Genomic DNA, 17,693 nt, shown 5'->3' on the forward strand with positions numbered 1-17,693 from the left:
CGCCCTCTCTTTTGCATAGCGTTCGCCACAGGGAAATGGCCTGGATACATACCTCTTCTCCTTTACTGCGCCAGCAGGCTGATCCTGGCTTCGGGGAGGCCATCCACACACGCGGTCAGGATGATCTCACCTGGCTGGCCGTTACTGCGCACGACTGCCAGCAGGTGTCCCTGGTACGCCTGACGGTGGTTACCGACATACAGCTCTTCTGAGATTGGATTGCCTGTGCCCACCGCCAGGAGCGAGCCAGCACCGTCCACTTCCACGCTCACTTCTGGCTCACCATATGTCACCAGTACGCCGTCTTTATCCTGGACCGCAATATCGACGTAGCAGATGCTGCCGGTGGCTGCCGCGATTACTTCCTGATCGGCGGTGAGGCAAAGCGCTGCTGGTGCCGAAGCGGTCACCAACATGAACCGCTCAGTCTCCTTCCCATCTTTGTACCCAATCGCCTCCACCGTTCCCGGATGGTACGCAACCTCAAAACTGGCCGTATTTTGGACGGTGGCCCCGGCGGGCTTACGGCCCATTGTCTTATCGTTGATGAGCAATTCCACTTCGTCGTCGCTGGAGTAGACATCCACTCTGGTGCGCTTGCCTTCCTGGCCGGGAAGCTCCAACTCACGATCACCGGTTCCCAGCCCCACGGACCGAACTGAATCGTTTTCCCCACGTGCTGGGGAGCGAGCACTGCGATGTAGGGAACGGTCCGTACCCCCCACAGGATATCACGATAATACGACTGCGGGCGCTTGACGCCGCAGATGTCGAAGTCGCCGCAGTTTGCCAGGTGATAGGGGTACGGCGCTTCAAGCCCCGTTAACGACTGGTCAATCGCTACCTGCCCGATCCCAGACTCGCCCAGATAGTCGACGGCCACCCACACAAAGTCGCCGATCACATGCGGAGAGCGCACCGTTGCCTCCCAAACAGCGAACGCCTGGTGGGGAAATGACTCTGTTCCGCAGATCACCCGGGATGGGAAGCGCTGCTGGTCATAGTCGTAGCGATGCGGCATGTAATTATAACCAACCACATCCAGGGGCGCGGCGAATGCCTCGGTCAGTGGCCCCCAGCGATCGGTATCGGATGTTGGGGCCGGAGGATTCACGATGAGAGCATACGCCTGTTCCGGTCCCTGCGTCGTTGCCTGCATCATAATCTCGGCAAAGAGAATGGGAAGTGCCTGGAGCACTGGTCGCGTGGGGTCGAGCATCCGCACAAAGTCACTTTGGCGCTGACTCCAGGCAGCACTATCTGATTCGCGCGTCGATTCGCCGATCTCATTGCCAATCGACCACATGATCACCGAGGGGTGGTTGCGGTCGCGCTGAACCATGGCCTCGGTATCGCGCTGCCACCACTGCTCGAAGTACAGGTGATAATCGTTCGTGGTCTTGCCGATTCGCCACATGTCGAAGGACTCATCAATCACGAGCATCCCCAGCCGATCGCACGCATCTAGCAGGGCGGGTGCCGGCGGATTATGCGCGGAGCGGAGCGCGTTGAAGCCCGCAGCCTTCATCAATGCAACTTTGCGCTCCTCGGCATGGTCATAGCTGGCAGCACCTAAGGGACCGTGATCGTGATGCACACAACCGCCTTTCAGCTTCAGCGGCACGCCGTTCAGGCGGAAACCGTCGATGGGATCAACCGTGAGCGAGCGAATCCCAAAAGTGGTGGTCGCACGGTCGATCACAGTGCCGTCAAGCACGACCTCACTGCTGAGGGAATACAGGTGAGGCGTCTCTACCGACCAGAGCTGAGCATCAGTGATGGCCAACTGCTGGTGCGCAGTCGCCATGTCGTTGGCTCGGGTCGCCACAGCGATCTCCCCCTGTGCGACGATCTCCCCAACAGGATCTGTTATTGTAGAGCGTAGGACAGCCATTGCGGATGCCCCAGTCGTGTTCGTGATCGCTGTCTCGACCGCAACGATTGAGCGTGTGGAATCGACCTGGGGTGTGGTGACAAATACGCCCCAGGCGGGAATATGGAGCGCGCCTCCCTGGAGCAGCCAGACGTGGCGGTAAATACCGGTGCCAGTGTACCAGCGCGAATTGGGCTGAGCACTGTTATTCACAGTGACCAGAAGTTCGTTCTCTGTCGCATCATGCAGATAGGGAGTCAGATCGACGAGGAAACTGGTGTATCCATACGGATGCAGCACCAGGAGATGTCCGTTCAGTGTGACCTCGGTGTACCCCATCACGCCCTCGAACTCCAATTGGATGCATTGCCCCTGCCAATCAGGAGGAGTGAGAAAGCGCTTGCGGTAAGTCAGGACACCATTCCAGGCGTAAGCGCCACCAGCCCTCGACGGATGGTCGGCTTTACGGGGTCGCTCAATCGAGGCATCGTGGGGGAGGGTGACAGGCTGCGTGGGAGTGAGCAGCATCCCGAAAACGGTGCCACCTTCGGCGTACTCCCATCCATCATTGAATAGGATGCGGATCATAAGGGACTCCTTCCAGAGGTGCTATCCGAATAACTCGTGAGCAACACCTTTTCATTGTCCGAACAATTCTCTAGAGGGCCGGCTGTGCCGTGCCCTCTCGCACATAGGAACAGGCCAGGGCTTTTTAGCGGACACGCTTGACTGGCAAGATGACAACAGCCGAGATAATGACCAGCACAGCGGCAATTGTCCAGATCATGCCATAGCTGCCGGTGAGTGCAACCACCTGGGCGGCAAGAAGCGGGCCAAGGATCTGACCAAAGTTCGTCGCCAGGTTCGCTATACCCAGATCACGGCCTGAGGCATCCTTATCCGGTAGGATATCGACAAAGAGGGCCTGATCGATAGGCAGGTAGATACCGAAGGCGATTCCAGCGAGGACGGCTTCAACAAAGAGGGCTGGAAGCGTTGCTGAAATCAGCGGGGCAATGAAAGCAACTGCCATCAGCACCGATGAGGTGATGACAAAGGGCTTGCGGCGGCCAAGCTTGTCCGAGAGCCGACCAGCGATGACCAGGGCCAGAACCATTGCTGGCAAGCTCGCAATCGAGAGGAGCGGCACCATCTGAGTTGCCTGCGCAGCGCTCAGCGCGGGGTGAATGTAGCTTTGTAGCATGAAAAAGTTGAGCGTGGAGGAGGTGCTATAGCCGAACAGGAGCAAGATGCGAGCAATCCACACCCAGCGGAAGTCGCTGTCTCGTAATGGCACCAGAAAGCCACGGAAGAAGTCGCCCCAACGGTGGGGAGGCACACGCAGGTCTGTCGAGGGCGGTTCCTTTGCCACCCAGACAAAGCCGACAATCGAGAAGATCAACACACCGCCGAGGAGAAAGTAGCTGTCCAACTTCAGGCTGGCGAAGAGGATGCTAATGATAATCGCTCCGATAGTGCCGCCAAGAACGTTGCCTAGAGCACTCAGGCTAGAGACAGTCCCTCGATTGGACTCCGCGACGCGATCTGCGACGGTAAAAGTGAGTGGACCCGACATCAGGTTCAGGAATGCCTGCGCCAGGGTCCAGAGCAGCGCGATGAACGCAACAGTGGGAGCGTATCTCACCGAGACCATGAAGAGCGCACCGACGATCCCACCGAAAAGAATCCACGGAGTCCGGCGACCAAAACGCGAGCGGGTGCGGTCCGACAGGATACCCACAATGGGCTGCACGAACATCGTGCAGAAAACTCCGAGAGAGGAGATCAGGGAAAGCGCCTGGGCACGACTGGCGTCAAACTGACCGAGCAGATTCAGCAGGTGTTGCTGTGCGGCAGTGGCGGTTGCGGTTCCACTGGCGACGGCTGTGCGCAAGTCCTCCAGTGCGGTGAGGTTCACGTGAGCATCCGCCCCAGTGAAAAAGCGTGCGAACTCAATAGCCTGGATCTGGTTCGGCACCAAAATAGAGGGCACAACACTCCACCCAAAGGTCATCCCCAGGGAAGCAATGAGATACCAGAAGGCGTAGCGCTTAAATGGTCGCCCGCTTAAATACATGGTGCCGGTATCGTTTGGTAGCGGCTCGGCAATCTCCGTTGGAGCCTGGGACGCTGCTTGGAGGGTGAAATCGCCCTCAATGGGCTCTTGCATCATTGCTTGACTCCTTGTCAGGTCTGCTGACCTGCGCAATCATGCGCAGCTCGCGCTTCATTGTTCCACGAGCTGACGCGGCTGGCGTTCATTTCCTGTTTCGTCTCTCTCGCATCGTCACATGGCAACGCTGAGGGAGGTTTCCTGCTTTTTTAGTTGAGAAGTGCTGTGGGAGGCTCACTGGTGCTCTCCTGCACCAGGAACTCAGCATGCAATTCGGCTGTTGATGCACTCCCCACCCAGACGTCGAAGGTGGATGGGTCGAGCACATACGCTCCTTCCGCTGAACTCCAGTAGCGCCGTGCTGATGCCGGAATCTCGAAGGGGAGCGTGCGGGTCTCCCCCGGTTCGAGGCGGATTCGCTCAAACGCCTTGAGTTCGCGCACAGGCCGGGCAGCACGTCCATATCGCTGGTGTAAGTAAAGCTGGGCGACCTCCTCGACCGGGCGCGACGAAATGTTGCGTACCTCGACGTTCACCTTGAGCGTATCGTCCAGGTCGATCAACGTCGAATGCAAGGTAAGATTGCTGTATGCAACCTCGCCGTAGGTCAGGCCAAAGCCGAAAGGATACAGTGGAGTGCTCTCCTCATCCCAGTAACGCATGGAGCTTGTTTGTGGCTGGTGCGAGCGCAGGTGTGAATAGATCAGCGGAACCTGCCCGACGCTACGCGGCCAGCTAAACGGCAGCTTGCCACCAGGGGTTGCATCTCCGAACAGCAGCCTTGCTATGGCGAGGCCGCCTTCGGTGCCCGGATGCCACGCGGCCAGAATTGCTGCTGCTTGCTTGGCCGCACAACGCAAATCAAGCGGGCGCCCACTCAGCAGCACCAGAATGACCGGCGTCCCTGTGGCCGCCACCGCCTCCAGCAGTTCCAGTTGGCGACCGGGCAGGTCAAGGGTCGAGCGAGATGCGCCTTCACCATTCATATCGGGGGCCTCGCCCAGCACAAGCACCGCGATGTCGGATGAACTGGCAAGCTCAACGGCTCGCTCGAACTCGGCTTGCTCGTCGAATGGTGCGCTCTGTGGCGCGGTGTCTGCGGATTGCTGTTCCAACGCAGCGAAAGGGGAAGGGATCCGTCGCTTCGGTGTAGGCACTCCGGGCGCGTACTCGACCCGCATGTCTGCACCAGCCACGCGCCGCATGCCCTCCAGAACGGTAACAGTAGTCTCCAGATCATGAGCGAAGACCCACGGACCCAACGTGGCTGGCTTGTCATCGGCTAACGGCCCGATCACCGCAATGGAGCGCACGACTGAACGATCAAAGGGTAAGACACCGCCTTCGTTGTGCAACAGTACTGCCGATCGTTCCGCCGCAATACGAGCGATTTCGCGGTGTCCAGGGGAATTCAGCGTGCTTTTGGCCCGTTCTTCGTCGACATAGGGATGCTCAAAGAGACCCAGGCGAAGCTTCAGCAACAGCACACGCTTGACTGCCTCGTCGAGGAGGTGCTCGTCCACCGAACCTGCGCGAACTGCGTCCGGGAGGGTTGCAAACGCGCCTGCCCCAAGCTTCAGGGTGAAGTCTTCTGCGGAACGGACGCCGAAAGACATCTCCATATCTAGGCCAGCGCAGATTGCTCGCGTCGCCGCATCGTGGTCGTCACGGGCAAACCGGTGCGTGATAAGATCCAGCACAGCGTTGGCATCACTCACGAGAAATCCGTCGAAGCCAAGTTCACCGCGTAGTACCTCGGTGATCAGCTGACGGTCGGCGGCACCAGGTACGCCGTTGATGCCAACATACGAGGTCATGATGTTGCCTGCGCCAGCCTCGACCGCAGCAGCGAAGGGTGGCAAGTAGACATTGCGCAGCTCGCTCTCCGAGAGGTTTACCTCATCATAATCGCGCCCACCAAGCGCAGCGCCGTACCCGATGAAGTGCTTCGGGCCAGCAATAATTCGGTCGGGAGAGCCGAGAGCCTCGCCCTGGAAGCCGCGTACTTGCGCTGCGGCCATACAAGCGCCGAGATAGGGATCTTCCCCAGCTCCTTCGACGATACGACCCCAACGCGGGTCACGGGCAATGTCGACCATCGGCGCGAACGCCCAGTGAATACCCACTGCTCGTGCCTCGCGTGCCGCGATCGTCTGAACCTGTTCGGCCAACTGCGGGTCCCAGGAGGCAGCCAGAGCTAGCGGAACGGGGAAGATCGTCCGCAGGCCGTGAATGACGTCGAAGCCGAAGAGAAGTGGGATGCCGAGGCGACTCTCCTCAACGGCGATATGTTGCAGGCGGTTCGTCTCACCCGGATTGGAAACGAACAAAAGACTGCCTGCACGGCCAGCACGGATTTCGCTATCAAGGAACTCGGTCTGCGCCGCCATTTCGGGCGGCTCAGTCACCCCACTCAGATAGAAATACTGACTAAGCTGTCCAGCCTTCTCTTCCAGGGTCATGGCTGCGAGCAGGGTATCAACGCGCTGTTGTAGTGTCTCCTTAGTAGTCACGTTCTTTTCCTCCAAATGCTGCTATCACTTGCATAGCTTTCTGCTGGGAAACGGCATGAGCCGCTCGCAACAGGCGGCGAGATGTACGATGCGGCTCTGATCAGACAAGCACTTCACTGTTCCTTCATCCAAGTTACACGTGTAACCATCTCGTGATGAGATCACCGCTTTTCAATACCGTCAAGAAAGGGAGTCTGATTCCAGGATCGGATCATTTGGGTTACACGTGTAAGCATCGTCCAAAAAAAAAAGAGAACGCTGTTCTTTCTCTGGAAAGATGAACGAAGTTTGCTATGGTCTTGACTGCTTACGCGCGTTAGTGCTAGTATATGGAGAGAAAAGGCTCTTGTCAAGGGTGGTGCGTTCCTCTTTCTCCAAAGAGGATTTTCCCTCCCTTTCCTCCGAGCGAGACGCTGTCGCCCAATTGACATTGTAGGGAAGAAGAGCAAGGTTCCTCAGCAGAATGGGTGACATTGCCTTCTGGAAATAGCGTGGACAGCCGTTCTCCATGGTAATATTTCCATCGAGCATTGGCCGTCACCATGCTCTTAACGACAGATGGTGCCAAGACAGGAAAAAGTGATGAGCAGGATTATTGAAGAAGATAGCGCTCCACGCAGGAGCGTGAGTAAGCTGGGCCATCGCAAACAGCGTCCGCCAACCAGCGCTGACGTTGCCAGGCTGGCAGGCGTCTCGCGCGCTACCGTCTCCTTTGTGCTCAACGATGCGCCTGATAGCCGCATCACCGAGGAGACCCGTGCACGAGTCCTCGCCGCAGCGGAAACACTGGGCTATGTTCCCAATGCGGTGGCCAGCACACTGGCTGCCGGGCGCAGTCAGCTGGTGCTCATCCCTTTTTATCACCTGCCATATAGCCAGATACAAAGCATCGCTTATGATCACATAGCCGAACGTCTCACCGAACTGGGTTACACCGTTTTGTTTCACAAAGATCGCCTGGTCCACAGCAAAGAAGCGGCAAAACACTGGGCTTCGTTGCGTCCAGTCGCCGTGATTGCTGAGCCGCATCAACTCACCGATCAAGCGGTAGAGATCTTGCACAAAGCAGGAATCTCCGCTCTTGTACCGGAGAACATGATAGCGCCAGAATCAGATGTACAAGCGACGCTGGAAGAGGCGGGAGTGACGGCGGCGGAGCATCTGATCGCCTCAGGCCATCAACGACTTGGGGTGGTTGTGCCCCGAGATCCGCTGCTCTTGCCAGTTGGGCTTGCTCGCCTCGAAGGGGCCTGCAAGATTGGACAGATCCATGGAGTAACAGTAGAGCGCATCGATCTGGCGTTGGATGAGCGAGACGCCTTTGTCCTTGCCCAAAGATGGTGGCGAAGCTCGCATCCCAGCGGTGTCTTTGCGTACAATGATGAGTATGCAATGCTATTAATGCGTGCCCTGCAGGATCTCGGGATGGGAATACCGGGCGATATCGCAGTGGTGGGCTGCGACAACTTACCACTTTGCAACTTCCTGCGTCCACGATTGACATCGATCTGGCCGCAGCCGGAAGAAACGGGCCGTGTCATAGCGGACCGCATTCATGATGTCATCATGGGCCGCAATCTGTCACCAGCCAGTCAATCGCTCCAGCGATTGAAGCTCATCATTAGGGAATCCAGCTAAATCGGAAGCCTGATCCGGCGGTAGCCGCAAGGGTTGTGTTGCAAAAATGAAGTCAGGCCTTTATGCTTGAGGTTATTCTGCCAAGAGAGGAACTTCCTTCATGGACAATACGCCCCCGTTCAAATGGCGCCACTTCCAAGCGAGCATCATTCTGCTGTGTGTCCGTTGGTACTTGCGCTACTCGCTGAGTTCTCGCGACCTGGAAGAACTGATGCGGGAACGGGGACTGCAGGTGGACCATACGGCCATCTACCGTTGGGTGCAGCACGATGCTCCAGAACTCGAGAAGCGTTGCCGACCTCATCTCAAAGCCGCCAATGACTCCTGAAGAGTGGATGCGCACCTCCGTCAAGATCAAAGGAACATGGATGTCTGTCTCTCTACCGGGCGATCGATTCCGAGGGGAACACGCTGGAGTTTCTCTTGAGCCCGACACGCGATGCCGAGGCGGCCACACGTTTCTTCTTGAAAACGCTGCATTCCACCGCTGATTCAGCTCCTCAAGTTCATCCGGTTGAGGAACAGGCAAGTGAGCCTATGGTTGTGGGCAACCCCGCTCCCGCAGCCCTTCGGGGTGATCAACGTCGATAAGAACGCAGCCTATCCCAAGGCCATTGCAGAACTCAAAGCCATCGGGGCACTTTCCGCCTCTGTCGAACTGAGGCAGGTCAACTATCTGGTAGTGTTGCAAAAAAATTAAAGCTCTGCAAATTGAAGTACACATAAACATACCTCACTAGTAAAAGATACAAAACGTGCGCCCTTTCTCTAGAATAATGATTCTTGTGCTGTAATTACTGGCTCCATTTTCTCCGCTCAAAATTTTTTGCAACACTACCATAGCCAATACCAGCTTCTCGTCAAGATCAGGATAGGTCCACTGAAACACCTCATACGCAATCACCTGAGTATACGCCAATGATTGCTGCTGGAGGTGAAGTTCGTTTCGCAATCCCTCGATGCGACGTTCCTCCAGCTGCAACCGATACGCTTCCTCCTCCAGCGTTGCAACGCCAGAGGCAGGCGTGCTCGTCACGCTCTCGAGAGTCTCAGCATCCGCCTCTCTTCTGCTCTGGTCATCAAACCTGGCAGACACTGGCGAAGACCTCTGCCTCTGGCGTGTGGCGAAAAGCCTCCGATGATTGAGCCTGTGCTGATCGGCTAGAGGGAGAAACGTCACATCTGCTCCCTGTTGTCAGATTCGGTATATTGGTGCCGCTGCTTGAGAAAAGCGATATTGATGCGAGCACGGTTCTCACGAAACCATGCTTCCTGTGTATCGGCTCTCAGCAGAAACTGCCTCATGAGATCGGAAGGGATGGTACATAGGCTCCAGACCGCCTCATAGGCACTATCGAGGTAGAGCAGGCTTTCATGATCTTGGGGATCATCAAGCACGCAAGGATCATAAAGAATGCCTGACGAGGGATCATCAGAGTGGTAGCCATAGACATTGATGATATGCCCATTTTCTTCGCGACGAAAGACATATGCCATCTGCCCATTTCCCAAGTACCCACACACATGCATCCCCTGCTGAAGAGAGGGAATGAGTTCAACAAGCCTCTTCATGTCGTTGTCTTTCTCTGCCATCGGTTCACTCCAGAAGGTGATCACCAGGAACATCGAGGCCATAATCAACACTATAGTAGTGTCCGTCCGCAGGGGAATAGTCAGCACGCACATAGAGCCCCAGTGGAGCATAATCAGACGGCGCCTTTGCTTGATTGAACCAGGCCTCAAGCGCAAGAGGCAAATCGCCTATCTGTTCGCTGAGCCATGCTACAAATGCCAGAGCTTTTTCCGGCGTTACTGTATACAAGCGTTCATCGGGTAAGGCAAGATGTATCCAGATGTGATTCTCTCCAGTCATGGTGTTCATACGCTTTGTTTCCTCGCATGTGTTCAGATAACGTTTCGTACACATCTATGCAGATCTGTTATGCTCAGGCCATCTCACTCACGTGGCGTTCTCACACGACAGCCACCTGATACATCCCCTACAAAGAGTATACGAGCAAACGGTCTGGCTCGCAAACAAAGCGTAAGGGGCGACATGGCAGATCCGGAACAACTTGCAGGGCTCAAGCGTCGTGTGCTCGAATGGAATACATCGTGGTCTCCTGACGCCTCTATCGACTTGCGTGAGGCTTGCCTTTTTGCAGACTCGCTGAGGGGAGTCATTCTCTGTCGAGCCGATCTCAGGTGGGCGAATCTGTAGGGTGCCGATCTCAATGGAGCCGATCTCCAAGACGCAGATCTGACGAACGCTGATCTGCGGGGAGCACATCACCATCATGGAAGATCAACACATCACCAACGCCACCGGACAAACCATCGCCGACTTCCAATTGCGGGACTTCATCGGCTGCAAAAGCTACTCCACCACCTGGATGACAACTTTGCCACGCATATGACCACTCAAACAATGCTCATATGCCTGACGCGTTTGAGCTAATGGATAGACGCTATTCACAATAGGTTTCATATGACCTTCATCAACGAACTCGGCAATGCGTGCTAGTTGCTCATGGTTAGGACGAACAATAAACCACTTCGCATCCCGTTCATATTGCTTCGCCCACTCAAAGATCCTATTCTCCTGCTCGCTAGCAATACCAACTAGGATACCGCCTTTTTTCAGGATCTTAAATGACCGTTTCTGTGTCTCGTCACCAATGGTATCCAACACAAAATCAACATTGTTGACAACATCTTCAAAACGCATCGTTGTGTAATCAATAAGCTGATCTGCACCAAGTGCACGCAAAAAGGCTGTGTTGCAAAAAAAGAAAGCTGATCGGCTATAGTTGAGAAAAAGAACGAAAGAGAGCCCACCATGACAGAGCAACAACCCTTCAAATGGCGTCACTTCGAGGCTGAAATCATCCTTGTCTGTGTGAGATGGTATTTGCGGTACACCCTCAGTTACCGCGACCTCGAAGAACTCATGCGAGAACGAGGACTCTGCGTCGATCACACCACCATTTACCGTTGGGTGCAACGCTATGCTCCTGAGCTTGAGAAGCGCTGTCGGTCTCATCTCAAAAGGATGACCGACTCGTGGCGCGTCGATGAGACCTACGTAAAAGTCAAAGGGGAGTGGATGTATCTCTACCGCGCAGTCGATAGCCAGGGAAACACCCTGGAGTTCCTGTTGAGTGCTACCCGCGATGTCCAGGCAGCCAAACGTTTTTTCGCAAAAGCGCTCCATGCTTCCCACACCGTGACTCCGCGTGTCATTACGGTCGATAAAAACGCAGCCTATCCCAAAGCCCTCAAGGAAATGAAAGCAGCAGGGAAGCTTGCCGCTTCGTGTGAACTCCGAGAGAGCAAGTATCTCAACAACGTGGTCGAACAAGACCACCGCTTCATCAAACGGCTGGTGAAACCGGGATTGGGCTTCTTTTCGTTTCAAACAGCATGGAACACATTACAGGGCTATGAGAGTATGCACATGATTCGTAAGGGACAGATTCACGGGATAAAAAAAGGAAACCTCATTGGACAGATTTCCTTCATTGCCAGCCTGTTTAGACTCATCGCCTAAGCACGACAAGAAACGAGACGGCACACCCATCGTCTTCCCTCGTGAATCTTTGCAACACAGCCGTTTTTCGTAGGTATAGTCTTTCCGCACAACTTGTCCTGGTTTAGCTGGCTCAGATGGGTATTTCTCCTTGACGAGATTCTTGCCCATCTCATCCATGCAGATCCGGGGAATCGCTGGATCGTAGGGCTGACAATACACCTCCAGCACATCTTCCATGTGATAGACAAAGTTCCCGTCCACTTCCTTGGGAAAACACCACGATTTTTTGAGCCACGGCTTGAGTTCGTTTTTTTGAGTGTCTTTCTGACCGTTTCTGGACTGATATGTGTAAATTTGGGAATTCCCAAATTTACACCTACACACAAGCACCTAGCGCCTGCATATCTAGGAAACCGCTCCCCATTCAGGGCATCAGCACAAAATAGTGTCAATAACCCGGCTTTCAAGGGAATTTTGCGCCCACTCTCCTGGGCCTTCCTCGTTTAGATTTCTCGTGTGGATCCTTCCTGTTCTTTTGTTCAGGGAGTATCTCTTCTTTTGTCCAGTGACGATACGCATGCTCTCGCCTATACTCTGGTCACAAGCCCTCGGTTGCTTCATCCAGCAAAGGACAGAGCCTTCTCTGTTGGAGTCTCTTGGCTCCAAATGAAAAGAAGTGGGGGCTTCTCACCCAAACATGTCATGCAAGGAGAAAACGATGTCTCATAACGGAAAAACGATATTGGTTCTGGGAGCGACTGGACGGCAGGGAGGCGCTACTGTACGCCAGTTACTTACTCGTGGTTGGAACGTGAGAGCGCTCGTGCGTCATACTGATACTCGCAGCGCACGAGATCTTCAGTTGCAAGGAGTTGAATTGGTACAAGGAGATCTTGACCAGCCAGCTTCATTACGCAACGCACTGGAGAGCGTCTATGGCGTTTTTAGTGTTCAGACCTCTTTCAGCGAGGGGGGCCTTGAGGCAGAAGTGCGTTGGGGGAAAGCGATCGCTGATGCGGCGCTCGCAGCAGGGATCTCGCACTTCGTCTACTCCTCGGTTGGTGCTGCCGAACGCAACAGTGGGATCGGGCATTTCGAGAGTAAGTGGCAGATTGAACAGCATATTCGTACATTGGGTCTGCCTGCAACCATTCTCCGTCCCACCTTTTTTATGAGCAATCTGACCTTTCCTATTGTGACCCAGTCTGAGGGATCAATGCTTATCCGTTTTGGCGTGCGTGCGGACGCTGTGATCCAGATGATTACTGTTGAGGATATCGGCGCGTTTGCAGCCTTGGCCTTTGAACATCCAGATCTCTATCTGGGCAAAGAACTCGAACTCGCCGGAGACGAACTCACGTTCGCTCAGGCCGCAGCAACCATTGAGCGCTTCACCGGGATCCCCACCCGTTTTGAGGAATTGCCATCGGGAGGTGAACCGATGTTTGAGTGGTTCAACACCCATGTCCATCAAGCCAACATTTCCGAACTTCGTCGGATGCATCCCTCATTAATGACACTGGAGACTTGGTTATCTCAGTCGAACTGGCAACCACCACAGCATAAGGAATGAGCGTATGAACGCTACAATAATTCCATTCGTTCCGAGAGTGAAGAGAGAGGTCTATTGGAACAGGCGAGTCTTGCCGATATGCATTTTTCAGAAGAGAGAGAACAGCTCAAATTGAAGTCTCTTCCCTTAAATCTTTCCAACCAAATCTTGACCGCTTTAGCCAAGATTTGGTTGGAAACAGTGGAATGAAGCGATTGATTGTAGAGGAAGAGGAAGGCGCGGGAGAGTGGGTACAAAAACTCCCTCTATCTTTGCAGTTTTGGGGGGAGGGCAGAGTATGTAGCCTTCAAACTGTAAAGATAGAGAGAGGAGCCAAGCTTCACTATTGGATTGAGGAAGTGTTATGATTCCTCACCTGTTCTGCTTTGAATGGAGCCTTGGAGCATCATTATTTTTGGCATCAGGCCGTGGCGTTCGTAGAAACGCAGGGCATCCTTGTTAGAAGCTATAACATTCACCATGATCTCAGTGATCTCTGCCTGCTGTAGTTCTTCATACACCGCATGCATGAGAGCGGAACCGATGCCCGAGGAGCGGGCATCGGGAAGTACAGAGAGCGTTTCGAGCTTGGCAACCTGATCTGGGGTTTGCCAGGTATCAGAACCTCCATGTACGGCAACCAGCGCATAGCCAACTGCCCGTTCTGCCTGCTCCGCAATCAAAACAAAAGAGCCAGGCTGGTTGAGCATTCTTTGATAGAGCAAACGACGCCGCGCCCAGGACTCTTCTGGGGAACGCACAGGTCCAAGTTGAGGGGCCACTGTGGCGTGATGCGTATGCAAAGATTTCCAGAGAGGTTCAAGATCAGCAATCCTTTCGGAGCCAGCGCGCAGAATGTGGAGTTCATCCAAACTTGATGGCATACATGCAAGTCTCCCTTTTCAATTGAAGTATTGAGAACTTCCTCTTTTGGGTACCTTCTCTTTGCACCTTTCTCAGAGGAAGGTTGCAGGCGGGCAAACGCTATGGTACAAAAGGAAAAACTCAACTATCTTTTGCCCAGAGAGGGTCCGCCATGCCTTTACCCATTATATGTGCCTATGAGTGGTTGCAGCAATACCTGATGAGTTATCGTGACCTGTTTTCCAAACCGCAGTACAAGTACTTTGTGATCGTCTTGCTGGGGTTTATTCAATGTCAGCAGGCCCGTACCCTCTCTGGATTGCAACGCACTGTCGCCAGTGGAGGTAGCCTCAGTTGCCTCAGTCGCTTCTTCGCACTGGCTCCGTGGGATACGGAAACGCTGATGGCTCGCTGGCAAGAGCGGTTTCGCACACAGCTGGCTCCACTGGTGCAAGCGGAACTCACGCGTCAACAGCAAATGCAGCCCAAACGTCGTGGGCGTCCCAAAGTACCCGTTGTGACAGGATACCTGATCGGAGACGACTCGACGATGCAGAAAGACAAGGGCCGCAAGATGGAAGGCATCGGCACACATCACTCCACGACCCATGAGAGATGGGTGCGCGGACATAGCCTGGTGCAAGGACTGTATGTCCTCTTACAATGGCGCTGCCCGCTGCCACCACGTCTCTATCGACAGCAAGCCGTCTGCGAACGAGAGCAGGTTCCGTTTCAGAGCAAAATCGACCTGATGATCGAACTGATCCAAGGCTTTGAACCGGCGACCGGAACGCTCACCCATGTCTTGTTAGATAGCTGGTACAGTGCCAAGGCGATCTGGAAAGCCGCTCGTGAACGCGGCTTTCTCATCACCACGGGCCTCAAGTGCAATCGCAGCCTGCGCATCGAGGATGAGAGCCAGCCTGCCGGATGGAGGTGGCAACGGCTCAACGAGTACGTGGCCTCAATCTCGGCCGAGGAGTATACCCAACTTTCCTGGCTATTGTTGATAAATGAAAAGGGGACCAAATGGCTCCGAATGATAAAAAAAGGGGGCCAAGAGGAGAGGGAGCCAAGGCGAGTGCTAAGGAAAGGAGCCACAGATACGCTCGTAAGGACATGCTGCTGTAGGTGGTGGAGGGAAGAAGAGTGAAGGAGGATCATGCAATGTGGGCGTCACACCTAGCCACTTGATGCTCTTCATATATGTGCAGTATCCATTGCAAAAAAACTTGCCCAGCGAGAACTGGGTTCTGTCAGAACTGAGAGTGCAGAATCTTGTCAAGGCAAGATTGAATGCTGAAATGTTGCGATCTCTCGCTAGGAGGCTGCTCGTATCAAAGCCTTTAAAGCCGCAAGCCGATCAAGGAGAATTCGTCGCTGTTCTGAGGGAGAAATGGGTTCTCCCATAGCGGAGCGAAGACGAAGATAGTTCCGTAATTTATCAAAGGCACGGCAGAAGCGAGCTGCTGTGTCAAAATCTCCGAAGCCATGCATGGGATACTAGCGCTGTTTGATGCCACGATGATCTTGCTCTAAGCGATTATTGAGGTATGTGTTGGTGCGATGCTGCACATGGTTCCCCAGCATTTCACGCACTGCTCGCGGGTAAGAAGCATGGCCGTCCGTCGTGACCCGTTCTGGGGTCTGGCCAACCACAGCGAGAGCTTGTTTGAAAAACTGTTGAGCTGCCTCCATATCCCGTTTCTCACTCAAGCGAGAATCAACCAGGTTGCCATCCGCATCAATGGCGCGATAGAGATACCACCATTTCCCCTTGACCCTCACGTAGGTGCGCATCCACGTACCACTCCTGCCCTGCTTGTCCACGTCGTTTTGTTCGCAATTGCTCGGTAATGAGGGGAGCAAACCGCTTTTCCCACTCGCGAACCGCCTCATACGTAAATTCCCAGCCACGCTCCAGAAACATTTCTGCGAGATCCCGCAGGCTCAACTTGTACCGGAGACGCCACAAAACCACCAGAAGGACCACATCGGTCGGATATTCCAAGAAGTTGAACGGTGTCCCTGTCCGTTCGTTGAAGCGGTGCTTGCATGTTGAGCAGCGGAACATGCGATAGCCGATCGCGGTCTTCCGGGTTTGTTCTTTGGTGGAAGTTGAGGCGCAATGTGGGCAGTTCATGAATACTCCGTATCAGATCAGTTCTTGTTTTCAACATACCTCATAAATGATCGTCAGGGCAAGCCTTTCTCTGGATTCTGACAGAACCCGGAATAGATACACACATTTAGGAGCGCTTTCCTGAATCAACAAAGTACCGCTACAGCGGCCTTCAGATAAATTGAGCCACTTTTATCCCTGTTCATTTGAGAAATCAGCGTCGTAGTTGGCCCTTCTCTTCTCTTTGCTGCTGGAGATAAAAGGTTCTCGCATCTTCTTTAGATGGCCGTTCTTGACATGAAACAGAACTGTATTGTAAAGTAATATTATGTTACAGAACAGTTCTGTAAACAAATCGAATACTCGTCAGGAGAGCAGCGATGAGAGGTGTCCTTGTTGAAAGAGGAATGAGCTTGTCACTGCTGTTCCTCTGCAATCAGAAAAGAGTGTTGTATGAAAAGTTATCATGTCAAGAATGGTGGGGGCTTAGCAAGCCTCATCATCAAAGAACACGACATCCCAGCTCCTGGTCCTCATGAAGTGCTTCTGCGGGTGCAGGCCGCCTCGTTCAATTACCGGGAAAGTCTGATCCTACGCGGCACCTATCCTTTACCAGTCAAGGAGCCAGATGTCATTCCGCTGGCCGATGGAGCGGGTGAGATCGTAGCCACAGGTCCAGGGGTTACTCGTGCCAAGCCTGGAGATCGTATCGTCGTGAATTCCCTCGTCAAGTGGCTTGATGGCCCTTTTGTCGGATGGGAGGAGTATGGCACGCAGCTCAGCGGCACGCTGGATGGCCTTCTGACAGAATATATCGTGTTGAGCGAGGAGACGGTCCTCCCCATTCCTGAGCATCTTTCCTATGAAGAGGCCGCAACGTTGCCAGTTGCGGCTGTCACTGCCTGGAATGCGCTCACCGGTATTCGCCCGCCCCAGCCTGGAGAAACGATTCTCACACTGGGATCAGGTGGAGTCTCCCTCTTCGCCCTTCAGTTCGCCAAGTCCTTTGGGACACACGTCATTGCAACTACCTCAAGCGCGGACAAGGTCGAGCGGCTCAAGAAGCTGGGGGCCGATGAAGTGATCAATACTCGAAGCATACCCAATTGGCATGAAGCGGTGCGTGAGCTGACAGGGGGACGCGGTGCTGATCTCGTTGTCGAGAATACCAATCCTGGCACGCTTGAGCAGTCGATCAAGGCGACCGCTATTTCGGGGCAGGTCAGTGTCGTTGGATGGATTCCCAGCAACGTCTCGACCATGGACATCAGTGCCTTCTACTTTAATCTAGTGACGCTCCGACCCCTGATGACTGGCAGTCGCGCTCAGTTTCTGGCGATGAACCACTTCATCGCTCACCATGGGCTCAGGCCCGTCATTGACAGTATCTTTCCTTTTGATGACGCAAGAGCCGCTTACCAGTACTACGAAGAGGCCCGGCCCTTTGGAAAGATCGTGATCAGTCAGCGTCCCATCCCAATGTGAT

The 17,693-nt window shown here is 54.3% G+C and carries 16 protein-coding genes and 5 pseudogenes; 9 read left to right on the forward strand and 12 right to left on the reverse strand.

Going from position 1 to position 17,693, the window contains the following annotated elements:
• Positions 1–62 precede the first annotated feature (62 nt).
• From JMJ16_RS14240 to JMJ16_RS14260, 5 genes and pseudogenes are all read right to left on the reverse strand, one after another.
• Positions 63–416 carry a hypothetical protein gene (locus JMJ16_RS14240; protein WP_236601482.1) on the reverse strand — a complete coding sequence of 118 codons (354 nt, stop codon included), beginning with the start codon at positions 414–416 and terminating at the stop codon, positions 63–65.
• Positions 417–485: 69 nt separating this feature from the next.
• Positions 486–725: pseudogene (locus tag JMJ16_RS57020) on the reverse strand (DUF4982 domain-containing protein); the annotation flags it as partial.
• A gap of 482 nt (positions 726–1,207) precedes the next feature.
• Positions 1,208–2,461, reverse strand: a pseudogene (locus tag JMJ16_RS57025) (glycoside hydrolase family 2 TIM barrel-domain containing protein); the annotation flags it as partial.
• Between the two features lie 124 nt (positions 2,462–2,585).
• A complete protein-coding gene (locus tag JMJ16_RS14255; protein ID WP_201382205.1) occupies positions 2,586–4,046 on the reverse strand; it encodes an MFS transporter in 1,461 nt (486 codons plus the stop codon).
• Between the two features lie 149 nt (positions 4,047–4,195).
• On the reverse strand, positions 4,196–6,499 hold the full coding sequence (locus JMJ16_RS14260; RefSeq protein ID WP_201382206.1) for a glycoside hydrolase family 3 N-terminal domain-containing protein: 2,304 nt from the start codon (positions 6,497–6,499) through the stop codon (positions 4,196–4,198).
• 582 nt (positions 6,500–7,081) lie between these two features.
• Here JMJ16_RS14260 and JMJ16_RS14265 point away from each other — a divergent pair.
• From JMJ16_RS14265 to JMJ16_RS54265, 3 genes and pseudogenes are all read left to right on the forward strand, one after another.
• Positions 7,082–8,137, forward strand: a complete 1,056-nt coding sequence (locus tag JMJ16_RS14265) for a LacI family DNA-binding transcriptional regulator (protein ID WP_201382208.1) — start codon at positions 7,082–7,084, stop codon at positions 8,135–8,137.
• A 100-nt stretch (positions 8,138–8,237) separates the two neighbouring features.
• Positions 8,238–8,609 (forward strand): annotated as a pseudogene (locus JMJ16_RS14270) (IS6 family transposase); the annotation flags it as partial.
• 57 nt (positions 8,610–8,666) lie between these two features.
• On the forward strand, positions 8,667–8,837 hold the full coding sequence (locus JMJ16_RS54265) for a hypothetical protein (protein WP_236601589.1): 171 nt from the start codon (positions 8,667–8,669) through the stop codon (positions 8,835–8,837).
• Between the two features lie 36 nt (positions 8,838–8,873).
• On the opposite strand, the gene JMJ16_RS14275 is transcribed toward JMJ16_RS54265, so the two are convergent.
• From JMJ16_RS14275 to JMJ16_RS14285, 3 genes are read right to left on the reverse strand one after another with little or no spacing between them, the layout of a single operon-like run.
• Complete coding sequence (locus tag JMJ16_RS14275; RefSeq protein WP_201382210.1) at positions 8,874–9,317, reverse strand: hypothetical protein; 444 nt, start codon at positions 9,315–9,317, stop codon at positions 8,874–8,876.
• Complete coding sequence (locus JMJ16_RS14280; protein WP_201382213.1) at positions 9,314–9,730, reverse strand: hypothetical protein; 417 nt, start codon at positions 9,728–9,730, stop codon at positions 9,314–9,316. Before JMJ16_RS14280 ends, JMJ16_RS14275 begins: the two co-directional genes overlap by 4 nt.
• A 4-nt stretch (positions 9,731–9,734) precedes the next feature.
• Positions 9,735–10,019, reverse strand: a complete 285-nt coding sequence (locus JMJ16_RS14285) for a hypothetical protein (RefSeq protein WP_236601484.1) — start codon at positions 10,017–10,019, stop codon at positions 9,735–9,737.
• Between the two features lie 174 nt (positions 10,020–10,193).
• Between JMJ16_RS14285 and JMJ16_RS54270 the strand changes: the two genes are divergently transcribed.
• Positions 10,194–10,358, forward strand: a complete 165-nt coding sequence (locus tag JMJ16_RS54270; RefSeq protein ID WP_236601485.1) for a hypothetical protein — start codon at positions 10,194–10,196, stop codon at positions 10,356–10,358.
• Between the two features lie 6 nt (positions 10,359–10,364).
• Positions 10,365–10,595: pseudogene (locus JMJ16_RS57030) on the forward strand (pentapeptide repeat-containing protein); the annotation flags it as partial.
• Here the strand turns inward: JMJ16_RS57030 and JMJ16_RS14295 are convergent.
• Positions 10,515–11,009 carry a zinc-binding dehydrogenase gene (locus JMJ16_RS14295; RefSeq protein ID WP_236601486.1) on the reverse strand — a complete coding sequence of 165 codons (495 nt, stop codon included), beginning with the start codon at positions 11,007–11,009 and terminating at the stop codon, positions 10,515–10,517. The pseudogene JMJ16_RS57030 and the gene JMJ16_RS14295 overlap by 81 nt on opposite strands.
• Here JMJ16_RS14295 and JMJ16_RS14300 point away from each other — a divergent pair.
• Positions 10,977–11,687 (forward strand): IS6 family transposase, encoded by a 711-nt coding sequence (locus JMJ16_RS14300; protein ID WP_201382215.1) that lies wholly within the window; start codon positions 10,977–10,979, stop codon positions 11,685–11,687. The two genes, JMJ16_RS14295 and JMJ16_RS14300, sit on opposite strands and share 33 nt — an antisense overlap.
• Before the next feature lie 700 nt (positions 11,688–12,387).
• The gene (locus tag JMJ16_RS14305) at positions 12,388–13,242 is read left to right on the forward strand and encodes an NmrA/HSCARG family protein (protein ID WP_201382217.1); all 855 of its coding nucleotides are present in this window, start codon (positions 12,388–12,390) and stop codon (positions 13,240–13,242) included.
• 341 nt (positions 13,243–13,583) lie between these two features.
• Here JMJ16_RS14305 and JMJ16_RS14310 read toward each other — a convergent pair whose 3' ends face one another.
• Positions 13,584–14,105 (reverse strand): GNAT family N-acetyltransferase, encoded by a 522-nt coding sequence (locus JMJ16_RS14310; protein WP_201382219.1) that lies wholly within the window; start codon positions 14,103–14,105, stop codon positions 13,584–13,586.
• Positions 14,106–14,257: 152 nt separating this feature from the next.
• Here JMJ16_RS14310 and JMJ16_RS14315 point away from each other — a divergent pair, with 152 nt between their 5' ends.
• On the forward strand, positions 14,258–15,238 hold the full coding sequence (locus JMJ16_RS14315) for a transposase (RefSeq protein WP_201382220.1): 981 nt from the start codon (positions 14,258–14,260) through the stop codon (positions 15,236–15,238).
• 353 nt (positions 15,239–15,591) lie between these two features.
• Here the strand turns inward: JMJ16_RS14315 and JMJ16_RS57035 are convergent.
• Both JMJ16_RS57035 and JMJ16_RS57040 read right to left on the reverse strand, forming a co-directional pair.
• Positions 15,592–15,885: pseudogene (locus tag JMJ16_RS57035) on the reverse strand (DDE-type integrase/transposase/recombinase); the annotation flags it as partial.
• Complete coding sequence (locus JMJ16_RS57040; RefSeq protein ID WP_374228965.1) at positions 15,830–16,228, reverse strand: hypothetical protein; 399 nt, start codon at positions 16,226–16,228, stop codon at positions 15,830–15,832. The pseudogene JMJ16_RS57035 and the gene JMJ16_RS57040, both read right to left, overlap by 56 nt.
• Positions 16,229–16,660: 432 nt before the next feature.
• Here JMJ16_RS57040 and JMJ16_RS14325 point away from each other — a divergent pair, with 432 nt between their 5' ends.
• The gene (locus JMJ16_RS14325; protein WP_201382222.1) at positions 16,661–17,692 is read left to right on the forward strand and encodes an NAD(P)-dependent alcohol dehydrogenase; all 1,032 of its coding nucleotides are present in this window, start codon (positions 16,661–16,663) and stop codon (positions 17,690–17,692) included.
• Position 17,693 lies beyond the last annotated feature (1 nt).

It is taken from the genome of Ktedonobacter sp. SOSP1-52 (assembly GCF_016587395.1).